Origin of the sequence: Paenibacillus lutimineralis, assembly GCF_003991425.1 — a bacterium.
Taxonomy (GTDB): Bacteria; Bacillota; Bacilli; order Paenibacillales; family Paenibacillaceae; genus Fontibacillus; species Fontibacillus lutimineralis.
On record NZ_CP034346.1, the window covers coordinates 3,993,059 to 4,014,398 of the forward strand.

The 21,340-nt window shown below is 47.7% G+C and carries 18 protein-coding genes; all 18 read right to left on the minus strand.

The annotated features are described in order from the left end of the window. Nucleotides 1-47 precede the first annotated feature (47 nt). Nucleotides 48-401 (minus strand): 30S ribosome-binding factor RbfA, encoded by a 354-nt coding sequence (gene rbfA, locus EI981_RS17590; RefSeq protein ID WP_127000326.1) that lies wholly within the window; start codon nt 399-401, stop codon nt 48-50. A 15-nt stretch (nt 402-416) separates the two neighbouring features. Next, a complete protein-coding gene (gene infB / locus EI981_RS17595; RefSeq protein ID WP_127000328.1) occupies nt 417-3,062 on the minus strand; it encodes a translation initiation factor IF-2 in 2,646 nt (881 codons plus the stop codon). After that, nucleotides 3,055-3,378 carry a L7Ae/L30e/S12e/Gadd45 family ribosomal protein gene (locus tag EI981_RS17600; protein ID WP_193556386.1) on the minus strand — a complete coding sequence of 108 codons (324 nt, stop codon included), beginning with the start codon at nt 3,376-3,378 and terminating at the stop codon, nt 3,055-3,057. The genes infB and EI981_RS17600 overlap by 8 nt, the downstream gene beginning before the upstream one ends. Then, on the minus strand, nt 3,371-3,688 hold the full coding sequence (gene rnpM, locus EI981_RS17605) for an RNase P modulator RnpM (RefSeq protein ID WP_127000332.1): 318 nt from the start codon (nt 3,686-3,688) through the stop codon (nt 3,371-3,373). Before rnpM ends, EI981_RS17600 begins: the two co-directional genes overlap by 8 nt. A 355-nt stretch (nt 3,689-4,043) precedes the next feature. Further along, nucleotides 4,044-5,141, minus strand: a complete 1,098-nt coding sequence (gene nusA, locus EI981_RS17615) for a transcription termination factor NusA (protein WP_127000336.1) — start codon at nt 5,139-5,141, stop codon at nt 4,044-4,046. A gap of 41 nt (nt 5,142-5,182) precedes the next feature. Continuing rightward, nucleotides 5,183-5,644 carry a ribosome maturation factor RimP gene (gene rimP / locus EI981_RS17620; RefSeq protein WP_127000338.1) on the minus strand — a complete coding sequence of 154 codons (462 nt, stop codon included), beginning with the start codon at nt 5,642-5,644 and terminating at the stop codon, nt 5,183-5,185. Between the two features lie 167 nt (nt 5,645-5,811). After that, on the minus strand, nt 5,812-10,128 hold the full coding sequence (locus tag EI981_RS17625) for a PolC-type DNA polymerase III (protein ID WP_127000340.1): 4,317 nt from the start codon (nt 10,126-10,128) through the stop codon (nt 5,812-5,814). Between the two features lie 276 nt (nt 10,129-10,404). Then, complete coding sequence (gene proS, locus EI981_RS17630; protein ID WP_127000342.1) at nt 10,405-11,856, minus strand: proline--tRNA ligase; 1,452 nt, start codon at nt 11,854-11,856, stop codon at nt 10,405-10,407. 33 nt (nt 11,857-11,889) lie between these two features. Then, a complete protein-coding gene (gene rseP, locus EI981_RS17635; protein WP_127000344.1) occupies nt 11,890-13,164 on the minus strand; it encodes an RIP metalloprotease RseP in 1,275 nt (424 codons plus the stop codon). 129 nt (nt 13,165-13,293) lie between these two features. Next, nucleotides 13,294-14,433 (minus strand): 1-deoxy-D-xylulose-5-phosphate reductoisomerase, encoded by a 1,140-nt coding sequence (locus EI981_RS17640; protein WP_127000346.1) that lies wholly within the window; start codon nt 14,431-14,433, stop codon nt 13,294-13,296. A gap of 470 nt (nt 14,434-14,903) precedes the next feature. Further along, nucleotides 14,904-15,704, minus strand: a complete 801-nt coding sequence (locus EI981_RS17645) for a phosphatidate cytidylyltransferase (protein ID WP_127000348.1) — start codon at nt 15,702-15,704, stop codon at nt 14,904-14,906. Nucleotides 15,705-15,910: 206 nt separating this feature from the next. Then, nucleotides 15,911-16,696, minus strand: coding sequence for an undecaprenyl pyrophosphate synthase (locus tag EI981_RS17650; protein ID WP_127000350.1), 786 nt, complete (start codon nt 16,694-16,696; stop codon nt 15,911-15,913). A 71-nt stretch (nt 16,697-16,767) separates the two neighbouring features. Beyond that, on the minus strand, nt 16,768-17,322 hold the full coding sequence (gene frr, locus EI981_RS17655) for a ribosome recycling factor (RefSeq protein ID WP_127000352.1): 555 nt from the start codon (nt 17,320-17,322) through the stop codon (nt 16,768-16,770). Beyond that, complete coding sequence (pyrH, locus tag EI981_RS17660; RefSeq protein WP_068780740.1) at nt 17,322-18,050, minus strand: UMP kinase; 729 nt, start codon at nt 18,048-18,050, stop codon at nt 17,322-17,324. The genes frr and pyrH overlap by 1 nt, the downstream gene beginning before the upstream one ends. 228 nt (nt 18,051-18,278) lie before the next feature. After that, nucleotides 18,279-18,929, minus strand: coding sequence for a translation elongation factor Ts (gene tsf, locus EI981_RS17665; RefSeq protein ID WP_127000354.1), 651 nt, complete (start codon nt 18,927-18,929; stop codon nt 18,279-18,281). Between the two features lie 125 nt (nt 18,930-19,054). Next, a complete protein-coding gene (gene rpsB, locus EI981_RS17670) occupies nt 19,055-19,753 on the minus strand; it encodes a 30S ribosomal protein S2 (RefSeq protein ID WP_127000356.1) in 699 nt (232 codons plus the stop codon). A gap of 274 nt (nt 19,754-20,027) precedes the next feature. Next, nucleotides 20,028-20,642: a hypothetical protein gene (locus tag EI981_RS17680; RefSeq protein WP_127000360.1), complete on the minus strand. Its 615-nt coding sequence runs from the start codon at nt 20,640-20,642 to the stop codon at nt 20,028-20,030. Further along, entirely contained in the window at nt 20,639-21,295 is a 657-nt protein-coding gene (locus EI981_RS17685; RefSeq protein ID WP_227011487.1) for a hypothetical protein, read from the minus strand. Before EI981_RS17685 ends, EI981_RS17680 begins: the two co-directional genes overlap by 4 nt. Nucleotides 21,296-21,340: the final 45 nt, after the last annotated feature.

Consider the following 21,340-nt stretch of genomic DNA (forward strand, 5'->3'; position numbering starts at 1 on the left):
TAAGGGGTGAATCCAAAAGTTTTACGCCTTTTGAACCCACCTTGTTGTTAATTTTCGCCTTCTTCAGAAATTTCATCGAGCAGTTTCTCGATGCGGCTACCGTAAGCGATCGACTCGTCGATCTTGAAGATCAGCTCAGGTGTATGCCGCAATCTGATCCGCTTACCGATTTCGGTTCGCAAGAAACCAGTTGCTTTGTCTAACGCTTTGAGCGTATCTTTCTTCTGTTCTTCATCGCCAAACACACTTAAATACACTTTTGCTTGCGATAAATCACTTGTCACATCGACGCCTGTCACCGTAACAAATCCAATGCGCGGATCCTTCAATTCACGCTGGATCATCACGCTAAGTTCTTTCTTGATCTCTTCGCCTACCCGGCCGGTACGATTCTTAGCCATTGATGACACCTCACCTTACTTAGGTTCGACGGTTTCCATAATAAATGCTTCGATCACGTCGCCCTCTTTAACATCGTGGTAATTGTCCAAGGTAATACCGCACTCATAGCCTTGAGCCACTTCCTTAGCATCATCCTTGAAGCGTTTGAGGGAATCGATCTTGCCCTCATACACCACGATGCCGTCGCGAATCAAGCGAGCTTCTGCCGAACGGGTAATCTTGCCGGAAGTAACCATACAACCTGCAATCGTCCCGACCTTGCTAACCTTGAACGTATTTCTTACTTCAGCATGCCCGATAACCGCTTCTTTATAAACCGGATCAAGCATTCCCTTCATCGCCTGCTCAATCTCTTCGATGGCATTGTAAATGACGCGATGAAGTCTAATATCTACACTTTCTTGCTCTGCAGTCGCTTTAGTCTGACTATCCGGACGAACGTTAAAGCCGATAACAATCGCGTTCGATGCCGCTGCCAAAATAATATCCGATTCGGTAATCGCTCCGGCACCGCTATGAATAATCTTCACGCGTACGCCTTCAACCTCGATCTTCTCAAGCGATCCCTTAAGAGCCTCAACCGAACCTTGGACGTCGGCTTTGATAATAACGTTCAGATCCTTAATCTCGCCTTCCTTGATGTGGCGGAACAGGTCGTCAAGCGTAACGCGGGTATTTGCACCAAGCGAGGTTTGACGTTCGGTCGTTGCCCGTTTATCGGCGATCGAACGAGCCTTGCGCTCATCCTCAAACACCATGAACGGATCGCCAGCTTGCGGAACTTCATTCAGACCGGTAATTTCAATCGGCGTTGAAGGCCCCGCTTCCTTAATGCGGCGTCCTTTGTCATTCACCATGGCACGCACGCGGCCGAAGCAATTGCCGGCTACGAATGCATCCCCAACTTTAAATGTACCATGCTGCACGAGCACCCGTGCAACCGGTCCGCGATTCTTATCAAGCTCAGCCTCAATGACTGCTCCACGGGCACGCTTGTTAGGATTTGCCTTATACTCGTTAACTTCTGCTACGAGAAGAATCATCTCAAGCAGATCCTCAAGACCCATTCTTTGCTTGGCTGATACGTTTACGAAGATCGTATCTCCGCCCCATTCCTCTGGAACGAGTTCGTATTCGGTCAATTCTTGCTTCACCTTATCTGGATTAGCTTCTGGTTTATCGATCTTATTGACAGCGACGATAATCGGCAGGCCTGCAGCCTTGGCATGGTTAATCGCCTCAACGGTCTGCGGCATGACGCCGTCATCTGCAGCAACTACGATAATCGTAATATCCGTCAATTGCGCACCGCGAGCACGCATCGCTGTAAACGCTTCGTGACCCGGTGTATCAAGGAACGAAATTTTCTTACCGTTAATTTCAACTTGATACGCGCCAATATGCTGAGTGATGCCGCCTGCTTCTCCACTGGACACATTCGTTGAGCGGATGGCATCAAGCAATGTCGTCTTACCGTGGTCAACGTGACCCATAATCGTAACGACTGGCGGACGTTCTTTCAAGTCTGCTTCATCATCGACTTCCTCAACCGTCTCGAAGCGATCATCCTCAACAGGAATCTTCACTTCTACTTCTACCCCGAAGTCGCCGGCCAGTAGCAGGATCGTTTCAATATCAAGCTCCTGGTTGATTGCTGCCATGACGCCGAGCAGCATAAGCTTCTTAATTACTTCAGAAGCATCCTTATGCAGGAGCTTGGCCGCCTCACCAACGGTCATCGTGCCACGCACAATGATTTTCTTCGGTGTATTATCAATCTTCTCACGCGGAGGCTGTTGATTTCCACCTCTACCGCCCTTGCCGCCTCTGCCGCCACGATTGTTTCTATATCCGCCTTGGCGATCATCGAAGCCCTTGGACTTATTATTGTTATTGTTATTGTTATTCGTGAATTTGCCTTTTTTGGCGCCTTGGTTCTGTCCATTGCTGCCATTATTGCCACGGTCATTGTTAAATGCGGGCTTCTCGCGGTCAAACTTCTTGCCACCCTTATCGGAACTAGACTGCGTTGAAGGAGCAGAAGTGCTGCGAGTTTGCTGTGATGAATTGGTACGTTGTTGTCCGCCACCTGCTTGCCCCTGAGGACGGCCTGATTGCTGGCCACGGTTCCCAGGTTGGTTCGAATTCTGCTGTGGACGTGAGCCTTGCTGCGGACGTGAGCCTTGCTGCGGACGTGAGCCTTGCTGGCTCCCCCCGTTAGAACGTTGACTTCTATCTTGTGACGCTGTATTGCTGCCTGTGGCAGATGGTCTATTGGAATTTGTTTTTGTATTCATGCTTACCTGCTTTTCTTGTTGATTTTTGTTATTACTTGTTACTTGATTCGTTGACGAAGCGTGGGCCTGGTTCCCATGATGATCAGATCCACTCTTCGCTGGTTCTGGCTTGGCGTTGGCTGAAGCCGGCTTAGACGAAGCCTCATTACGCCCGCCTCCATCACGTTTGGCTGCTGCATTACTCTTAATATCCTTGAAGAATTGTTCCACCTTCGTAACGGTATCATTCTCCATAACGCTCATGTGATTGTTAACTGGGATATTAAGGCGCTTAAGAATGGTTATAATTTCCTTGCTGCTCATATTAAGTGACTTCGCATATTCATAGACTCTGAGTTTATCTTTGTTCTCTTGTTTACTCAATATACTCCACCTCCGGCGTTTTCTCGATTTCTTCTCGAATCATATCGGCAAACCCTTGATCCGTCAGTGCTATTACGACCCGCTCTGGTTTTCCAATACTTGAACCAAGGCGGATCCGATCCGGCCCGATGATCAAAGGGACTTTGTATGTGCCGCATTTATCGCGGAATTTCTTGTGGGTATTATTTGAAGCGTCCCCCGCAACGATAACCAGTTTGGCCTCCCTGGACCGAATGGCTTTCATTACGATCTCATCACCGGTCACCAACTTGCCAGCACGCATTGCCAGGCCAAGCCGGGACAACATTTTACTCATCGCTATCTTCCTCTTCCTGCTCCTGGCTAAGATGGAACTCATCCTCGATCGCCAGGAAATCATGGGCCAACTGTTCGTAGACCTCTGCTCCTACCGTAGCCTTCAAGGCACGATCCAGCGCGCGGTTCTTATGGGCGAGCTTAAAGCAAGCAACCTGTCCGCAAAGATAAGCACCACGCCCCGATTTTTTGCCAGTCAGATCAATCGAAACCTCACCCTCTGGTGAACGAACGACGCGAATCAACGATTTTTTCGGCATCATTTGCTGGCAAGCTACGCATTTGCGCATTGGTATTTTTTTAGCTTTCATTTCAAGCCCCCCATACATACTCCCGGTTATGCCTATATCTCTTTAAAGAGGTTGTTCAAAAAAGTCCTACTTTGATAAGAAAACCTGATCGAAGCCAATTCAAGGATGAGCGACCGCGATTCAAAGGTAGGTTTTCTTGCGATATAGAATTTCATCAGCTTCGCTGATAATTTATAAATTCTATATCTAACACGAAGTAACACTGAATGCGTATTCGACATCGAATTTTGAATTCAGCCCGGCCTTCCGATGCTAACGTACCCAAAGCGTACGCTCCGCTTCTTTCGTTCCAAGCCTCATCCAACCTTCTCGGTGCTGATAGTCTGACTTTTTGAACTTGAGCTGCTAACAAATATTAATCTATAGATATAGAGTCCTGCGGCATTTCATCCTGCTCGGTCTTCTCTCTACCGAACTCTTCCTCTGCCTGGGTCTCACTCTTAATATCGATCTTCCAGCCTGTCAGCTTAGCAGCAAGTCTCGCATTCTGCCCCTTAATGCCGATCGCCAGCGAGAGCTGATAATCCGGTACAATAACACGAGCCATCTTCTCAGCCTCGAACACTTGTACCTCCAGCACCTTGGAAGGGCTAAGTGCATTAGCTACATACTCCTCAATATTGTCGGAATAGCGTACGATGTCGATCTTTTCCCCATGAAGTTCGTTCACAATCGTCTGCACGCGTGTACCCTTCGGACCAACACAAGAGCCGACCGGATCTACTTCACTATTGCGGGAATAGACAGCGATCTTCGAACGGAATCCAGCTTCGCGAGCAACAGAACGAATTTCAACTACGCCATCGAAAATCTCAGGAACTTCCAGCTCGAACAAACGCTTCAACAAACCAGGATGCGTACGGGATAACAAGATTTGCGGCCCTTTGGTTGTATTCTCAACCTTTGTAATATACGCTTTGATCCGGTCGCCGTGCTTGAACTTCTCACCAGGCATTAATTCATTCAGTGGAAGATGCGCTTCAATCTTGCCAAGGTCGACATAGACATTACGCAGATCCTGACGCTGTACGATACCTGTAACGATATCCTCTTCCTTCTCGACAAAAGCGTTATAGATCAGTCCACGCTCCGCTTCACGAATACGTTGGGTTACCACCTGCTTCGCCGTCTGCGCCGCGATCCGTCCGAAATCTCTAGGCGTTACTTCAATTTCCGCTACATCGTCCAGTTGGAAGCTAGGGTTGATCTCGCGTGCTGAATGCAGCGAAATTTCTGTGCGAGGATCGAGAACTTCTTCAACAATGAGCTTGCGCGCAAATACTCTAATAGATCCCGTATGACGATTCATATCTACACGAACGTTCTGCGCCGTATTAAAATTCCGTTTATAGCTGGAGATCAGTGCTGCTTCAATAGCTTCAAACAATATATCTTTGCTGATCCCTTTTTCCCTTTCCAAATCATTCAAGGCTTCGATAAAATCCATACTCATTTGCCTCGAGTTCCCCCTTTCATAATCCTATATAAGTGTTGTTAAAAAATAATCGCCAATCTGGCGCTAGCAACTTTACTATACGATACGGCATGTTTCTGCTTGCCGATTTCAATGACGAGCTCGTCATTCTCAAAAGAGAGAAGGCGTCCCTCAAATTCCTTCAGGCCATTCACCGGCTCGTATGTAGTGACAAATACATCCTTGCCTACGGCTTTGACTATATCGTCCGCTTTCTTCAACGGCCGCTCCGCACCAGGCGAGGAGACTTCAAGGAAGTACGCGGATGGGATCGGATCATTCTCATCCAGCTTCTCGCTGAGATATTCGCTGATCCGGCCGCAGTCATCAATGTCGATGCCGCCGTCCTTGTCAACGAAGACACGCAAAAACCAATTGCTGCCTTCCTTTACATATTCAATATCAACCAATTCAAAGCCGTTCTCCTCGAGATAAGGCATTACCATCTGTTCTACGGCCGCTTTGATTTTCGGTGTGCTCAAGAGTACATTACCTCCATCAATTGTTTCCTGTATACCAAAGAGTAAAGAGTGGGTTTCCCCACTCTTTAGACAACGTTTCTATCTCCATGATTACCAAAAAAATTATAACATAGTCTGGTAATAGTGACAAGTAAAACACCTTTACCACCCTTAGTCCTATCCTTTGGTTAGAACAAGGAAAGCTGATTGCTCTCCGGCAAATCGCGGAAACAGCCCAGCGAGCCGAGCAACTCAATGATGGTCTTACTTGCTTTGGATCTCTGCTGGAAATCTTCCACGGAGAGGAATTCCCCTGCTTCCTTCGCCGCAGCAATGTTCCGCGCCGCATTCTCCCCTATCCCTGCCAAAGCAGCAAACGGAGGAATCAGAGCATCGCCATCCACAATAAAGCGAGTTGCATCAGAACGGTACAGATCGATCGTCTTGAATCGGAAACCACGCGCCGTCACCTCAAGCGCCATCTCCAGAATCGGCAGCATCGCTTTCTCCTTCGGCAGTGCCTGGAAGCCCTTCTGCTCGATCTCCTCGATCTTGCGGTATATCGCTTCATATCCTTGGCAGCATAACTCAATATCGAAATCTTCACCACGGACCGAGAAATAAGTCGCGTAGAACTCGATCGGATAATATAGCTTGAAGTAAGCGGTACGCACCGCCGAAATAACATAAGCGGACGCGTGCGCCTTCGGAAACATGTACTGGATCTTAAGACAGGAATCAATGTACCACTGTGGCACCTTGCACTTTTTCATCTCATCAATCCATTCCGGTGTCAGTCCTTTACCCTTACGAACGCTTTCCGTAATTTTAAAGGCCAACCCGGCATCCATTCCCGCTTTGTAAATCAGGAACAGCATAATATCATCCCGACAGCCAATTACCGTCTTAATGTTGCATGTGCCATTCTTGATCAATTCCTGGGCATTGCCCAGCCAAACGCCAGTACCGTGGGACAATCCGGAAATCTGCAGCAAATCCGCGAACGAAGATGGCTGTGATTCGACAAGCATCTGGCGTACGAACTTGGTCCCCATCTCGGGAACCCCGTAAGTTGCGACTGGAGTGCGAATTTGCTCCGGAGCAACTCCCAGCGATTCCGTCGAGTTGAACATACTCATAACCTTCGGATCATTCATCGGGATCGTCGTTGGATCGATCCCGGTCAAATCCTGCAGCATCCGCATCATTGTCGGATCATCGTGGCCCAGAATATCGAGCTTGAGCAAGTTGGCTTCAAAAGCATGATAATCGAAGTGAGTCGTCTTCCATTCCGCGCCCGTATCATCAGCCGGATATTGTACAGGTGTAACATCTTCGACTTCAATATAGTCAGGTACGACGACGATCCCGCCTGGATGCTGGCCTGTACTACGCTTCACACCAGTACATCCGGCCGCCAGCCTGTTCAGCTCGGCACTACGCCAATGCTTATGATGCTCTTCTTCGTACTTCTTCGTAAAGCCAAACGCAGTCTTCTCCGCTACTGTACCGATCGTACCCGCGCGGAATACGTTCTTCTCGCCAAAGATAACCTTCGTGAAATTGTGAGCCTCCGGCTGATATTCCCCGGAGAAGTTAAGATCTATATCGGGGACTTTATCGCCTTTAAAGCCAAGGAAGGTCTCGAAGGGAATATCCTGCCCCTCTCCCTTCAGCGGCTGACCGCACTTCGGGCAATCCTTCGCAGGAAGGTCGAAGCCACTCGGTACGCTACCATCTAGGAACCATTCACTATGCTTGCATTCCGAATTACGGCACATATAATGAGCCGGAAGCGGATTAACCTCGGATATACCGAGGAAGGTAGCCACGACCGAGGAACCAACCGAACCCCGTGAACCTACGAGATAGCCATCCTGATTGGATTTCTTAACGAGTTTTGCCGAGATCAGATAGTTGGCCGAGAACCCGTATTTGATAATCGGTTCGAGTTCTTTCTCCAACCGCTTGATGACCACTTCAGGCAGATCCTCCCCATACATGGAGCGTGCTGTATTGTAACAAGTTGAGCGGATTTCTTCGTCCGCCCCATCAATAATCGGCGTGAACAGCTTGTCCGGGAATAATTCGAGCTCCTCGAAGGAATCCGCTAGATTTGCCGTATTTGTCACGACAACCTCATAGGCTTTGTCCTTACCGAGAAATTCAAATTCAGCCAGCATCTCGTCCGTCGTACGGAAATGGGCATCCGGCTTGCGGAGATCCTTCAGTGGACTGAATCCGGTAATGCCATGGATCGTAATATCTCGGAAAATTTTATCCCTTGGCTCAAGGTAGTGGGCATTTCCGGTAGCGATGACTGGCTTGCCTAGCTTGAATCCAATCTCAACCACTTTGCGAATCGCCGTCTTCAATTCCTCAACACTGCCAACCAGGCCTTTATCGACGAGATGCAAATACATCGTTAATGGCTGGATCTCCAGCACATCGTAAAATCCGGCAACTTCCTCAGCTTCTTCGACCGTCTTATTCAGTACAGCCTCGAAGAACTCGCCTTTTTCACAGCCCGAGATGACAAGTAGACCCTCGCGCATTGCAGTCAGCTTCGATTTCGGGATACATGGAACCCGCTTGAAATACTCTGTATGCGACATAGAGATCAGCTTGAACAGATTCTTCTTGCCGGTCATATTCAAGGCATAGATTCCGCAATGGAACGGACGGGTATTGGACAGATCCTTACCGACTCGGTCGTTCAGGCGATCGAGCGTAGTCATTCTCTCCTGCGTAACAGCGTCCTCAATCAGCCCGATTAATACACCGGCAAGCGCTACGGTATCGTCGATTGCACGGTGGTGATTTTCCAATGAAACTTTGTATTTCGACGCCAGAGTGTTCAATCTATGATTTTTCAAACTCGGGTGAATCAACCGTGCCAGCTCCAGTGTATCTAGAACCGGGTTGACTATAGGCGGTCTCCCAAGCTCTTTCAGCTTGGCATTTACAAAATCAACGTCGAAGCGAGCATTATGGGCGACCAGTACCGCATCTCCAGCGAATTTTATGAATTCATCCAGTACCTGATCAACCTCTGGCGCGCCCTTTACCATGTCGTCATTAATGTTCGTCAATTGCTGAATATGATATGGAATAAGTTCATGCGGATCAACAAAGGTCGCATAGCGGTCTAGTTCTTTGCCTTCTTGCATCTTGACCGCGGCGATCTCAATAATTTTGTTCTGCGTCACAGACAGACCGGTGGTCTCAATATCGAATACGATATAAGTTGTCGTCTTCAGGTCATCGGGACGTGGATTCAATACGACTGCCACATTATCATTCACTACGTTGGCCTCGACGCCGTAGATCATCTTGATCCCGTTCTTTTTGGCAGCTTTCGCGGCATCAGGATAGCACTGCACTCCACCATGATCGGTTATGGCGATCGCTTTATGTCCCCATTTGGCCGCTATCTTCACATAATCGCCGACTGGAGTTACCGCATCCATCGTACTCATCGTCGAATGCAGATGGAACTCAACGCGCTTCTCAGCAGCATTATCCTTCCGGGATGGTGGGGAGTTCACTTCACATAAATCCGAAGGAATCATGACGAGCTCAGGAATGGACATGAAGCGGTCCATCTCCACTCTACCGCGGGCTTTGATCCATTTCCCGTTCGCTAATTGTCCCATAATCTTGAGATCTTCCTTATTCTTAGCGAACAGCTTCATCTGCAAGGAATCACTGAAGTCGGTAATATAAAAAGTAAATAAAGTATTGCCATTACGTAGTTCCTTGCTCTCCAGACCGAAAATCGCGCCCTGTATCGTGACCCGTTTTTCTTCATCTTGTAGTTCCTGCAGTGGGAGTGGCTGATCTTTGATGTCATATCCGATCTGCAGCTTAACCGCTTCACCATCGTCTTCCTCAGGCGGCGCTTCTGCTTCCATGCTCTCCATCATCCGTTGGATCACTTCGCGTTCTTCCTCAGCAATTCGTTGCTGGAATTCCTCGAATGCTTCCTCATTGTTCTCAGCTACATGCAGCTTGACTCTTACTTCCAGCCCAAAATAATTGTCATAGAAGGTCGTGATTGCCTTGTCTATATTCTTCTTACGAGCTAGTTCCAACGCCATCGCATCGCCTAACGATACCGTTACAAGATCGTCCTCGATCTCATAACCAGCCTTGGCCATCCATCCATTAACGGATGGTACTTCCCGCTGCACCCATTCTAGGAATAGCTTCCAATATTCCGTCACAATCTGCTCAGCAGTCTGGTCCTGTTCATATTGAAATAGAAAAGCGATCTTGGCAATATGCTGCATTCGCTCCTGGATACGCAAGCAGAACGTCCTATAGACCTGGGTAGGAACAAGCGTCTGTTTACGGATTGTAATCTTCCACTCGCGGTTACCGCGGCTTACCTCTACCTGATCGATATATCCGTCTAGGAAATACGGATCCACCAGCGAAGCTGGAACTTCCGCCTGCTTCATCAACAGTTCAAGTCTGGTTCTTTTCTCCTGGACGTCGGTCATTTCTTCCTCCCCCATACTCAAATAGTGACATTGAAACGCTAACGAACGCAGTATCGTTAAAATTTCTTTATCGGTGTTTTCGTAAAAATAGCTCTCTGTAGTTTCGTTAGACGAAAAATACACATCAGTGCAAAAATTAAGGCCTCCGCGAATCTGGCCGACAGGAGCTTGAAGCAACAAATACCTGTCATGGCCGTTCTGCCGAAAGCCTTAATATCGTTATATCCTTTGGACAAGAGTCCAGTTCATCTTGCACAGTTCTTGCGGCAGGACTAATTAATAGGCTCTGGCAAAAACAACGGTATGCTTGGCCGGTTCGCCGCAGACGAGACATTTCGTCTTCTGAACTTCCGGCTCAAACGGAATATTCCGGCTGGTTGCTCCGGTCTCTTCCTTGACTTGATGTTCACAAGCCTCAGAACCGCACCAGCCTGCGAGTGTGAAGCCTCGCTTCTCTTCCATGCTGGCTTTCATCTCATCTAATGTATCTACGGAATAGAAATGCTCATCACGGAATGCCTTGGCACGGTTGTACATTTCCTGATGGACCTGTTCCAGCATCGCTTGAACTTCTTCCACGAGACGGTCTTGTTGTACGACCTTCTTCTCGCCGCTAATACGCGATACAAGAACACAGACGCCATTCTCCATATCACGAGGGCCAATCTCAAGGCGGACAGGAACGCCACGCATTTCATATTCATTGAACTTCCAGCCTGGACGAACGTCAGCACGGTCATCCATTCCTACGCGGATACCCGCCTTCTTCAATTCAGCGAACAATTCATCGCTGCGAGCAATGACCATATCGCGAGTCTTAGGCGGTCCGATCGGTATGATCATTACTTGCTTCGGAGCTACCTTAGGCGGCAGTGCCAACCCGCGGTCATCCCCGTGCACCATGATCAATGAACCGATCAAGCGAGTGCTCACGCCCCAGGAGGTCGTATGCACGAATTCACGTTCATTCTCGCGGTTCAAGTACTGGATATTGAACGCTGTTGCAAAGTTGGTGCCGAGATAATGCGAAGTTCCCGCTTGTACGGCGCGTCCATCCTTCATCATCGCTTCAATCGAGAAAGTATCAACGGCCCCGGCAAATTTCTCGGACGGTGTCTTCTGACCCGTAATAACCGGAATCGCTAGATAACCCTCTACAAAGTCACAGTAGATTTCCAGCATCCGCATCGTCTCTTCGCGGGCTTCCTGTTCATTCTCATGAGCGGTATGGCCTTCCTGCCACAAGAACTCGCTCGTGCGCAGGAACGGTAGTGTCCGTTTCTCCCAGCGAACGACGTTAGCCCATTGATTGATCAATACCGGCAAGTCGCGATAGGATTGAATCCATTTCTCATACATATGCCCAATCATTGTCTCAGAAGTTGGTCTGATCGCGAGGCGCTCTTCCAGCTTCTCGCCAGCCGCTTCAGTCACCCAAGGAAGCTCAGGGTTGAAGCCCTCCACATGCTCCTTCTCTTTCTGGAAGAAGCTCTCTGGAATAAAGAGTGGGAAATAAGCGTTGCGATGGCCCGTCTCTTTGAAACGGCGATCCAGTTCAGACTGAATATGCTCCCAAATCTCATAGCCATCTGGCTTGAACACAATACAGCCGCGTACTGGCGAATAGTCCATCAAATCCGCTTTCTTAATGACGTCAATATACCAGCGCGAGAAGTCCTCTCCCTGCGGGGTAATCTCCGTTACAAATTGTTTCTCCTCGTTAGCCATAAAAACTCTTGTCCTCCCGTAAAAACCTCATAATTATCCAAACAATCGTAATATATCGTTATAGGTTACTGCAATCATTAGCAGGAACAGCATTGCAAATCCAATAAAATGCACTAAGCCTTCATGGTTCGGGTCTACCGGTTTGCGGCGAAGAGCTTCGATGCCCAGGAAGATCAGACGACTGCCATCAAGTGCCGGAATCGGCAGCAAATTGAAGATCCCTAGATACAGACTAAGAATGGCCGTCCATCTGGTAAGCTGTACAATCCCTTGCTTAGCAATCTGCCCCGTTACTTCAAAGGTTCTTACCGGCCCACCAAGATCATCCATGGAGAATTTGTTAATCAACTGCTTAAAACCCTGGAAGATCAGCTTCGTCGTATCAACCATATCCGTTCCGGCTCTGGTAACCGACTCACCTACAGAAGCGCTACGCATAGGGAAGAAAGTAATAATCGAGCTGCCTACCTTCCCTACCTGCTCATTATCTGCCGCACGAGGGGTAACGGTAATATCCACTTCCTGTTCTCCACGCTTAAGCGTCCATACCATCGGCTTATCCTTGGAAGCCTGGATTGACTCAATCATTTTGTTCGCATCGGTTCCAACTGGCTTACCATTAATCTTCTCAATGATATCACCCTCAAGGACTCCAGCTTCCGCTGCAGGCATTCCCTTCACTACATCCCCGACCTGTAGATGGCTCGGCTTATCAAGCGGGATCCCTGCCATTAGCGTATACAACGCAAATAGTACGAAAGCAAGAATGAAGTTCATGAGCGGTCCGGCAAAGATCGATAACGCTCTTTGTCCCACAGTCTTGCTGCCGTATTGACGGTCCCTCGGTGCAATCTGTGTCTCTTTGCCCTTAACAACAAGCATCGCCTGCGGATGAACTGAGTACCTGACGCTCTCCCCATCTACATCCAGCAGTACGGACAGATCATCAACCAGATCGATCTGCAGTACCTCGCCGCGAATGACATTCTTGCGACTGTCCAGTCGATCCAAATAAATCTTACGGACTTTATCTTCTTCCAGGCGTAACGCTATCGTCTGCCCGTTAGAAATCTCAATCAACTCAGGATCGTCTCCGGCCATGCGGGCATATCCACCGAAGGGAAGCAGACGGAAAGTAAACTGCGTCTCGCCTCGCTTATAAGCGAACAATTTAGGTCCAAATCCTATCGCAAACTCCCGTACCAGTATCCCTGCACGTTTTGCGAAGTAAAAGTGCCCCCATTCATGCACCGCCACAATGACGAAAAACATGAGCACCGTCAAAAAAATAATTTTCAGTAGTTCCAATCGAAAGCATCCTCCTTTTGGCCACGGATCGTCCAAGTTCTTTCTAGATTATCATTATTCTCCGATCAGGCACAAGAGAATACAAGAATGAATCTTTTCTATGATGACGACAGCAGGCCCTTTGAGGAATTACAACGATTCAGCGACCGCTCTCGCCCATAGGTCAACATCCCTGATTACTTCAAGACTTGGATCGGCCAGAGCTTCATGTCTGGAAAGCACGGTCTCAATGAGATATTCAATCTTCAGGAATGAAATTTCTCTATTTAAGAAGCGAGCTACCGCAACTTCATTAGCTGCATTGAACACCGTCGGTGCGGTACCTCCTATTTTACCACATTCAAAAGCTAGTCTTAAACAAGGAAAACGTTCAAAATCCATCTCTCGAAACTGGAGCTTACCTGCCTCGGCCAAAGAAAGGCGCTGCGCCGCCGAATTCCAGCGATGTGGATACGAAAGTGCGTACTGAATTGGAACCCGCATATCCGGTGTGCCAAGCTGAGCAATAATGCTTCCATCACGATACTCAACGAAAGAGTGGACAATGCTCTCAGGATGGAGCAATACTCCAATCTGTTCAAATTCAAGTCCAAACAGCCAATGGGCTTCAATCACTTCCAATCCTTTGTTGACCATCGTGGCCGAATCGATTGTCACCTTAGCGCCCATTGACCAGTTCGGATGCTTCAAGGCGTCTTCAACCGTTACATTCGTAAGCTGCTCCCGACTATAATCGCGGAAGGAACCACCCGACGCCGTTAATGTAATGCCTGCCACATCCTCCATGTGCTCACCATTCAGACATTGGAATATCGCCGAATGTTCACTGTCAACAGGAAGTATGGACACACCTTTCTCCTTAGCTAGAGCCGTTACCAGGTGGCCAGCTGTTACCAGAGTTTCTTTATTCGCAAGAGCGATGGTTTTTCCCTCGGAAATAGCCGCTAAAGTAGCTGGTAGACCAGCACTGCCGACAATCGCGGTGACTACCGTATCAGCTTCAGTACCAGCAGCAACTTCAATCAAGCCTTCTTCCCCATAACTAAGCTCTATCTCAGCCGGTAATAGTGGACGGACTTGATCCGCCAATTCCTTGGTAGCAATAGAGGCCTTCTTCGGCCGAAATTGATTCACTTGCTGTACGAACAGATCCACATTGGCTCCAGCAGCAAGACCCTCAACGAAAAATTGCTCAGGATGCTGCTGGACAACATCCAGCGTCTGCGTCCCGATCGATCCGGTCGAGCCGATAATTGCAATTTTCTTCATAACGCACCTCACCACAATCATGTAATGAATGGATAATCAAGATTCGAAGCGAAACCACTTCATATGACTAACCTTCGTGATCAAAAGACAGTTATTGAACTTCCTCTTCTAATCGAGGTTCAATAAGTGGCTTTTCAGCACCGAGAAGGTTGGATGAAGCTAGGGTCCGAGGAGCGTACGTAGTTTGTACGTGAGCACTGGAGGACCCGGCTGAATTCAAGATTCGACGCCGAGACCACTTCATTGACTAACCTTCGTGATCAAAAGACAATTATTGAATTTCCTCTTCAAATCGAGATTTAATGACTTGGCTTTTCAGCACCGAGAAGGTTGAATGAAGCTAAGATCTGAGGAACGGAGCGTAGGCAGGCCTACGTGAGTACCGAAAGAGCTTAGATGAATTCAAGATTTGACGCCGAATCCGCCTCTTTGAGTGACTTCGTGATCAAAAACAAGTCATTAAATTTCCTCTAATAGGGGAGCAGCATGAGGATATGTATGAACGGAAACACCGCAATCCAACTATCACACCGATCAAGAATTCCCCCATGCCCTGGCAAGATCGTTCCGGAATCCTTGATTCCATAGGCTCGTTTGTATGCCGATTGAATCAAGTCCCCCATCTGCCCGACGACAGCAGCAATGATCCCGAGGATAACAGCTCGTCCAATCGTCAACAACCCACCTGAAGCAAGCGCAAAGATTACAGCAGCAACGACAGACAACACAATTCCACCTATCGCGCCTTCCACCGTTTTATTGGGGCTTATGGCTGGCCAGAGCTTATTCTTCCCTAGTCTACGTCCGACAAAATATGCCCCAGCGTCACTACTCCAAATAGAGATAAGCATAAGAAAGGTCCAGAATAGACCCTGCCCATCCTGCGTATTTCTCGTTGCCAAGATCGAGGAGAATCCAATGCCGATATATACCATACCCAGGAATAACAAAGACACCGTAGAAATAGGAAGCTCATTTTTCGTGATCACAGTAACGACTAGAAACAACAGCATCAGCAGGGCAAATACGCGCATCAGATCCCAAGGCATCTCCAATCCGAGCGTCTCCCAAGGGAAGAGTGCGTAGAGCACGCCCAGATAGCCGAGTAGAGCAGGTACACCGAAAGCCGGCAGCCCAATCATTCGAACGAACTCATAGAAACCTATCAAGGCCATGAGCAAAATTAATATGTTGAAGCCGATTCCACCGAGCAAGCAAAGTCCAAGGAAAAAGCCTCCGGCCACAATTCCCGTGATCAATCGTTGTTTCACTGGTCTGCACCTTCCATTTCAATCAAGATTTAATGACTTGGCTTTTCAGCACCGTGAAGGTTGAATGAAGCTAAGATCTAAGGAACGGGGCGTAGGCATGCCTACGCGAGTACCGGAAGAGCTTAGATGAATTCAAGATTCAACGCCGAACCCGTTTCTCTGAGTGTCTTCGTGATCAAAAACAAGTCATTAAATTTCCATCTTCACTAGGATAACCCGCCGTATCGACGTGTTCGCCGTTGATACTCTGCGACCGCAGCGAATAGATGCTCCCGGCCGAAATCAGGCCAATATAGATCCGTGAACCATAGCTCACTATAGGCGGTCTGCCAAAGCATGAAATTGCTAAGTCTGAGCTCTCCGCTCGTCCGGATCAACAAATCCGGATCAGGCAAGCCTGCTGACAAGAGTTTGGATTGAATCATCTCTTCAGTTATCTCTTCAGCAGAGATCTCACCGGCCTGAACACTGCGAGCGAGTTCTTTGACGCCCTCTGTAATCTCGCGCCTGCTACCGTAGTTCAAAGCAAAGTTCAATATAAGTCCCGTATTATTCTTAGTCCGTTCCATCGCTTCTTTCATAGCAGCGATCGTATGGTCTGGAAGTTCCTTGGTATAGCCCATCATGCGGATCTGCACATTCTTCTGAATCAGTTCATCCAATTCTAAGGCGAGAAACTCTTGTGGAATAGCCATCAGGTAGTCTACTTCTTCCTTAGGACGCTTCCAATTCTCTGTAGAGAACGCGTATAGCGTCAACACAGAAATGCCCAGTTCATCGGCCGCGATTGTTGCCCGCTTCACAGCCTTCATCCCGCTACGGTGGCCCATATTACGCGGCATCCCCCGTCTACGCGCCCAGCGCCCGTTCCCATCCATGATGATTGCAACGTGCTTTGGAATATTTCCATCTGAGAGATCCACAGCTGACGGATCTACAGACGACGCGGGTCTATCCCCTTTTTTCCACCAGGATTGAAATAGCTTGATCATTTCTTTTCCTCCAGTAGGTGATGAAAAAGAGACAAAACCCCACCGTATTTGGAGGGGCCGCTTCTCGTCTCTTAAACTTCCATGATCTCTTTTTCTTTAGCTGCAAGCACTTTATCCACTTCCGCGATATATTTATCGGTCATTTTCTGAACATCATCTTGATGTCTGTGAGACTCATCCTCGGAAATGTCCGTTTTTTCCAGCTTTTTAATGTCGTCGTTAGCATCGCGGCGAATGTTACGAATAGCGACTTTGGATTCTTCTCCATATTTCTTCGTCATCTTCACCAATTCAACCCGACGTTCTTCAGTCAGTGGCGGGATCGACAAGCGAATGTTCATACCGTCGTTAGCCGGTGTTAGGCCCAGATCCGACTTCATAATCGCTCGCTCAATATCAGACAGCGACGATTTGTCCCAAGGCTGAATCATTAACGTGCGCGAATCCGGCGTGTTAATGTTAGCCAACTGATTAAGCGGAGTTAGCGATCCGTAATACTCTACTTGAATGCGGTCAAGCAGTGCTGGGGTCGCTCTTCCTGCGCGAAGAGTTGCAAGATCTCTTTTCAACGCAAGAATCGCTTTTTCCATACGTTCTTCAGCATGCTTTTTAATCGTTCCTGGCATTAATCTACACTCCCTTTGACGATCGTCCCGATCTTCTCGCCCAGGACGACGCGCTTAATATTACCTTGTTCTGTAATAGCAAACACGATGAGCGGAATGTTGTTGTCCATGCAGAGCGATGAAGCCGTAGAATCCATAACGCCCAGATTTTTGTTAAGTACTTCAAGATAAGTCAGGACTTCAAACTTCTCAGCTGTTGGATCCACGAACGGATCTGCCGAGTATACTCCATCCACCTTGTTCTTAGCCATCAGGATGACTTCAGCTTCAATCTCAGCGGCGCGAAGAGCTGCTGTCGTATCTGTAGAGAAGAACGGATTTCCCGTACCTGCTGCAAAAATAACAACACGGCCCTTCTCCAAATGACGAATCGCTCTACGGCGAATATACGGCTCAGCTATTTGCTGCATCGCAATTGAAGTCTGGACCCGGGTAGGCACATCAATCTGCTCCAATGCGTCCTGCAGGGCCAAGGAATTCATCACCGTTGCAAGCATACCCATATAATCGGCCGTCGCCCGGTCGATACCTTTGGCACTACCGGCGATTCCACGCCAGATATTACCGCCACCACATACGATAGCTACTTCTACGCCAAGCTCGACAACTTCCTTCACCTGTTCAGCGATCGATGAGATCGTCTCCGCATCAATACCATATCCGTTCTGACCGGAAAGCGACTCACCGCTGACTTTCAAGACAATACGTTTATAAACTGGCTGTTTCAAATGCATACCCTCCACAATCATCCTTCATGAGGCATCGTATATACCCTTCCTGCCTTAGCAAAGAGGATATATACGCGTTCTCACGCTGGGCTTAGGTCAAGCCAAAAGATACAACTGTTCTTGCAAACGGATATACCTCTTGGGATCACTTATAAATTCTACATCTATAAAAGAAGGAACACGGTGTGTTCCCACTTCTATAGATGTAATTCGATTATAGTCTATTGCTTAGTTCTTAACTTGAGCCATAACTTCTTCTACGAAATTATCGACTTTCTTCTCCAGACCTTCGCCAAGCTCATAACGAACAAAGCGACGGATCGAGATGTTCTCGCCAATTGTGCTGATCTTCTCGTTCACGAGGTTAGCGATCGTCTTGTCTTGGTCTTTAACGAAAGCTTGCTCAAGCAGGCAGAACTCTTCGTAGTATTTGTTGATGCGGCCTTCAACCATTTTGTCAACGATCTTCTCAGGCTTGCCTTCGTTCAAGGCTTGAGCGCGCAAAATTTCCTTTTCCTTCTCGATTTCCTCTTGTGGTACTTCTTCGCGACGAACATAGCGTGGGTTCATTGCAGCGATGTGCATTGCAACGTCACGAGCGAATTCTTTAAATTGATCCGTCTTCGCTACGAAGTCAGTTTCGCAGTTGATTTCTACCAATACACCGATACGTCCGCCAGCGTGGATGTAGGATTCTACAACACCTTCAGTCGCAATACGGCCCGCTTTGTTAGCAGCAGCTGCCAAACCTTTTTCGCGGAGCAATTCGATCGCTTTGTTCAAATCATTATTAGCTTCTTCCAAAGCTTTCTTGGAGTCCAGGATTCCTGCTCCAGTCTTTTCGCGAAGTTCTTTTACCAATTTTGCATCAACAGCCATTGTTATTACCCTCCATATCGAATAAGCAAATTGTTTAGCTTCCTCTAAAAAAAGGGTAGCGAGAGGTTTAACACCTACTAACCACCCTTTTTTGATTTAATTTATTATTTCACTGTAAGACTGAATTAAGCTGTAGTTTGTTCGCCTTGGTTAGCTTCAATAACAGCATCAGCCATTTTGCTAGTAAGCAATTTAACAGCACGAATTGCATCGTCGTTACCAGGAATCACATAATCGATTTCGTCCGGATCGCAGTTTGTATCAACGATACCTACGATTGGGATACCGAGTTTACGAGCTTCGGCAACAGCGATACGCTCTTTACGAGGATCGATGATGAACAGAGCACTAGGCAAGCCCTTCATGTTCTTGATACCACCAAGGAATTTCTCAAGACGATCTTTCTCTTTGCGAAGGATGATAACTTCCTTCTTAGGCAATACAGTGAAAGTTCCGTCTTCTTCCCAAGTTTCAAGCTGTTTCAAACGGTCGATCCGTTTTTGAATCGTTTGGAAGTTTGTCAGCGTTCCGCCGAGCCAACGTTGGTTAATGAAGAATTGACCAGCGCGTTCAGCTTCTTCTTTAACAGAGTCTTGAGCTTGCTTCTTAGTTCCTACGAACAGGATCGTTCCGTTCTCTTCAGCGATGCTCTTAACAAAGTTATAAGCTTCTTCCACTTTCTTGACTGTCTTTTGCAAGTCAATAATGTAAATTCCGTTTCTTTCGGTGAAGATATATTTATCCATTTTCGGATTCCAACGACGTGTTTGGTGTCCGAAGTGCACCCCTGCTTCAAGCAGTTGTTTCATGGAGATTACTGCCATCTTCACGCACCTCCTAAGTTTGGTTTTTTTGATGCTTCCTCCGCAAACGTCATTTCCCGCCAAGACTCCCTAGTGCAAATGCCTATGTTGGAGCACCCTTCGCGAAATCAGTCAGCGTGCGTTATAACACCGTCATTTAATATACCATAAGTAAAATGTGGATGCAACAAATCGTCGCAGCTTTTCTCGAAAAAGTGCTAATCATGCAAAAAAGCTCCGTAGATTCAGGAGCTTTCGTAATAGATGAGACAAATCTTCTGTATTAACACGGTCATTATCGAGGGGCAATGATCTTGTCGATGATCGAATCATAATCCTCGCCGACCTGGAACGAATACGTACCGGTACGGATTTTAGAGTTGATCTTGCGCGCTTTAGCCTGCTTGATGAACTCATTCTTATTAGCAATAACACCCTTCTTATGGAGCCCGTCAGCTACATTGGTCAACGTATTGCCATAGGATATTTTGTATTGTACCTCAGCGGCTTCTGGCTTCTTAGGCTCTTCAGGAGCGTCTGTCTTCGGAGTTTCCGGCGAAGTCGTCTTGGCTGTATCTTTTGTACCGCCATCCGTCGTTGCGGGTGTATCAGGCAATGATGGAGCTTTGGGATCCTCCGGAGCATCGGCCTTATTATCCTTAGATTCTAGCTTTAAGTCCTCATCCAAACCTGTAGCTTGTCCCGATTGGGCTTCCCACTCTTCCTTGGTAAGCAGTTCATCGTCATGCTCGACGACCTTCAAATTAAGCAGTGCTGCAGCTTGTTCAACTTGTTCTTTAGTCCATAGCTTCCCGCTGCCTTCCTGCCCAATCAACATAAGCTGAAGAAGCAATGCTCCGACGATCAACCCGACGCCAAGTCCCATCATAAAATGGCGATTTTTAATCATCGGGACTCCTCCCTTTTGGCAAGCTGAAGAATAAGCTGCACTTCTCCACGCGGGATGCCGAGAGTCTTCGTGATGGAATCTATGGATTTTCCACTGCTATACAATTCAAATAATTGCGGATAACGATCACGTACCAATTCTGGAACCTGCGGACCTTGCTCCGGTTCAATTATAGACTCTGCCGAATCCTGCACAATCTCCTCGGCCACTGTTAGAGCAGCTGCCGTTTGAATGACAGCATCACTAAGCTCTGAAAGGGCTGCTTCGGAAACCACTACATCAAGAGTCTTCTGAACGTGATCCAGTTCCACCTCATCCAAGGCAGAAGCAGAAGTAGAGTTTCCTCCAGCTGCAGACGTCTGTTCTCGGGAGGCGAGCTCTACTTCAATGACCCGCTGCCTTAATTCTATAATCTGCTCCTGCTGGGCCAACTGCTTGGAGACAAAGTCCTGCTTCATCTGCGATACCAGATCAATGAGTTCGCTATTCTCTTGTTCAATGTCAGACATATACTGCTCTAAAGTTGCTTCCAACTCATGATTCGCGCCAGTCTTCGCAGCCGCTTTCCGCTCAGGAATGAACAGCGCATAGACAAGCGCTGCCAATCCGAGGAGCACGATGTAAACCCACGGATCACTAAAAGACACTGTCATCCTCACCTTTTTACTGTATAAATATTATGTAATTCTCTATGATTT

What these genes read in the sequence shown, in the direction of transcription:
- frr (WP_127000352.1), bottom strand. Translation starts at nt 17,322, where the DNA reads ATGCCAGGAACGATTAAAAAGCATGCTGAAGAACGTATGGAAAAAGCG.
- nusA (WP_127000336.1), bottom strand. Translation starts at nt 5,141, where the DNA reads ATGAGTATGGATTTTATCGAAGCCTTGAATGATTTGGAAAGGGAAAAA.
- EI981_RS17685 (WP_227011487.1), bottom strand. Translation starts at nt 21,295, where the DNA reads ATGACAGTGTCTTTTAGTGATCCGTGGGTTTACATCGTGCTCCTCGGA.
- rpsB (WP_127000356.1), bottom strand. Translation starts at nt 19,753, where the DNA reads ATGGCAGTAATCTCCATGAAACAACTGCTTGAAGCAGGGGTGCACTTC.
- EI981_RS17640 (WP_127000346.1), bottom strand. Translation starts at nt 14,433, where the DNA reads ATGAAGAAAATTGCAATTATCGGCTCGACCGGATCGATCGGGACGCAG.
- rnpM (WP_127000332.1), bottom strand. Translation starts at nt 3,688, where the DNA reads ATGAAAGCTAAAAAAATACCAATGCGCAAATGCGTAGCTTGCCAGCAA.
- EI981_RS17600 (WP_193556386.1), bottom strand. Translation starts at nt 3,378, where the DNA reads ATGAGTAAAATGTTGTCCCGGCTTGGCCTGGCAATGCGTGCTGGCAAG.
- EI981_RS17680 (WP_127000360.1), bottom strand. Translation starts at nt 20,642, where the DNA reads ATGATTAAAAATCGCCATTTTATGATGGGACTTGGCGTCGGGTTGATC.
- proS (WP_127000342.1), bottom strand. Translation starts at nt 11,856, where the DNA reads ATGGCTAACGAGGAGAAACAATTTGTAACGGAGATTACCCCGCAGGGA.
- EI981_RS17650 (WP_127000350.1), bottom strand. Translation starts at nt 16,696, where the DNA reads ATGATCAAGCTATTTCAATCCTGGTGGAAAAAAGGGGATAGACCCGCG.
- tsf (WP_127000354.1), bottom strand. Translation starts at nt 18,929, where the DNA reads ATGGCTGTTGATGCAAAATTGGTAAAAGAACTTCGCGAAAAGACTGGA.
- rbfA (WP_127000326.1), bottom strand. Translation starts at nt 401, where the DNA reads ATGGCTAAGAATCGTACCGGCCGGGTAGGCGAAGAGATCAAGAAAGAA.
- EI981_RS17625 (WP_127000340.1), bottom strand. Translation starts at nt 10,128, where the DNA reads ATGACCGACGTCCAGGAGAAAAGAACCAGACTTGAACTGTTGATGAAG.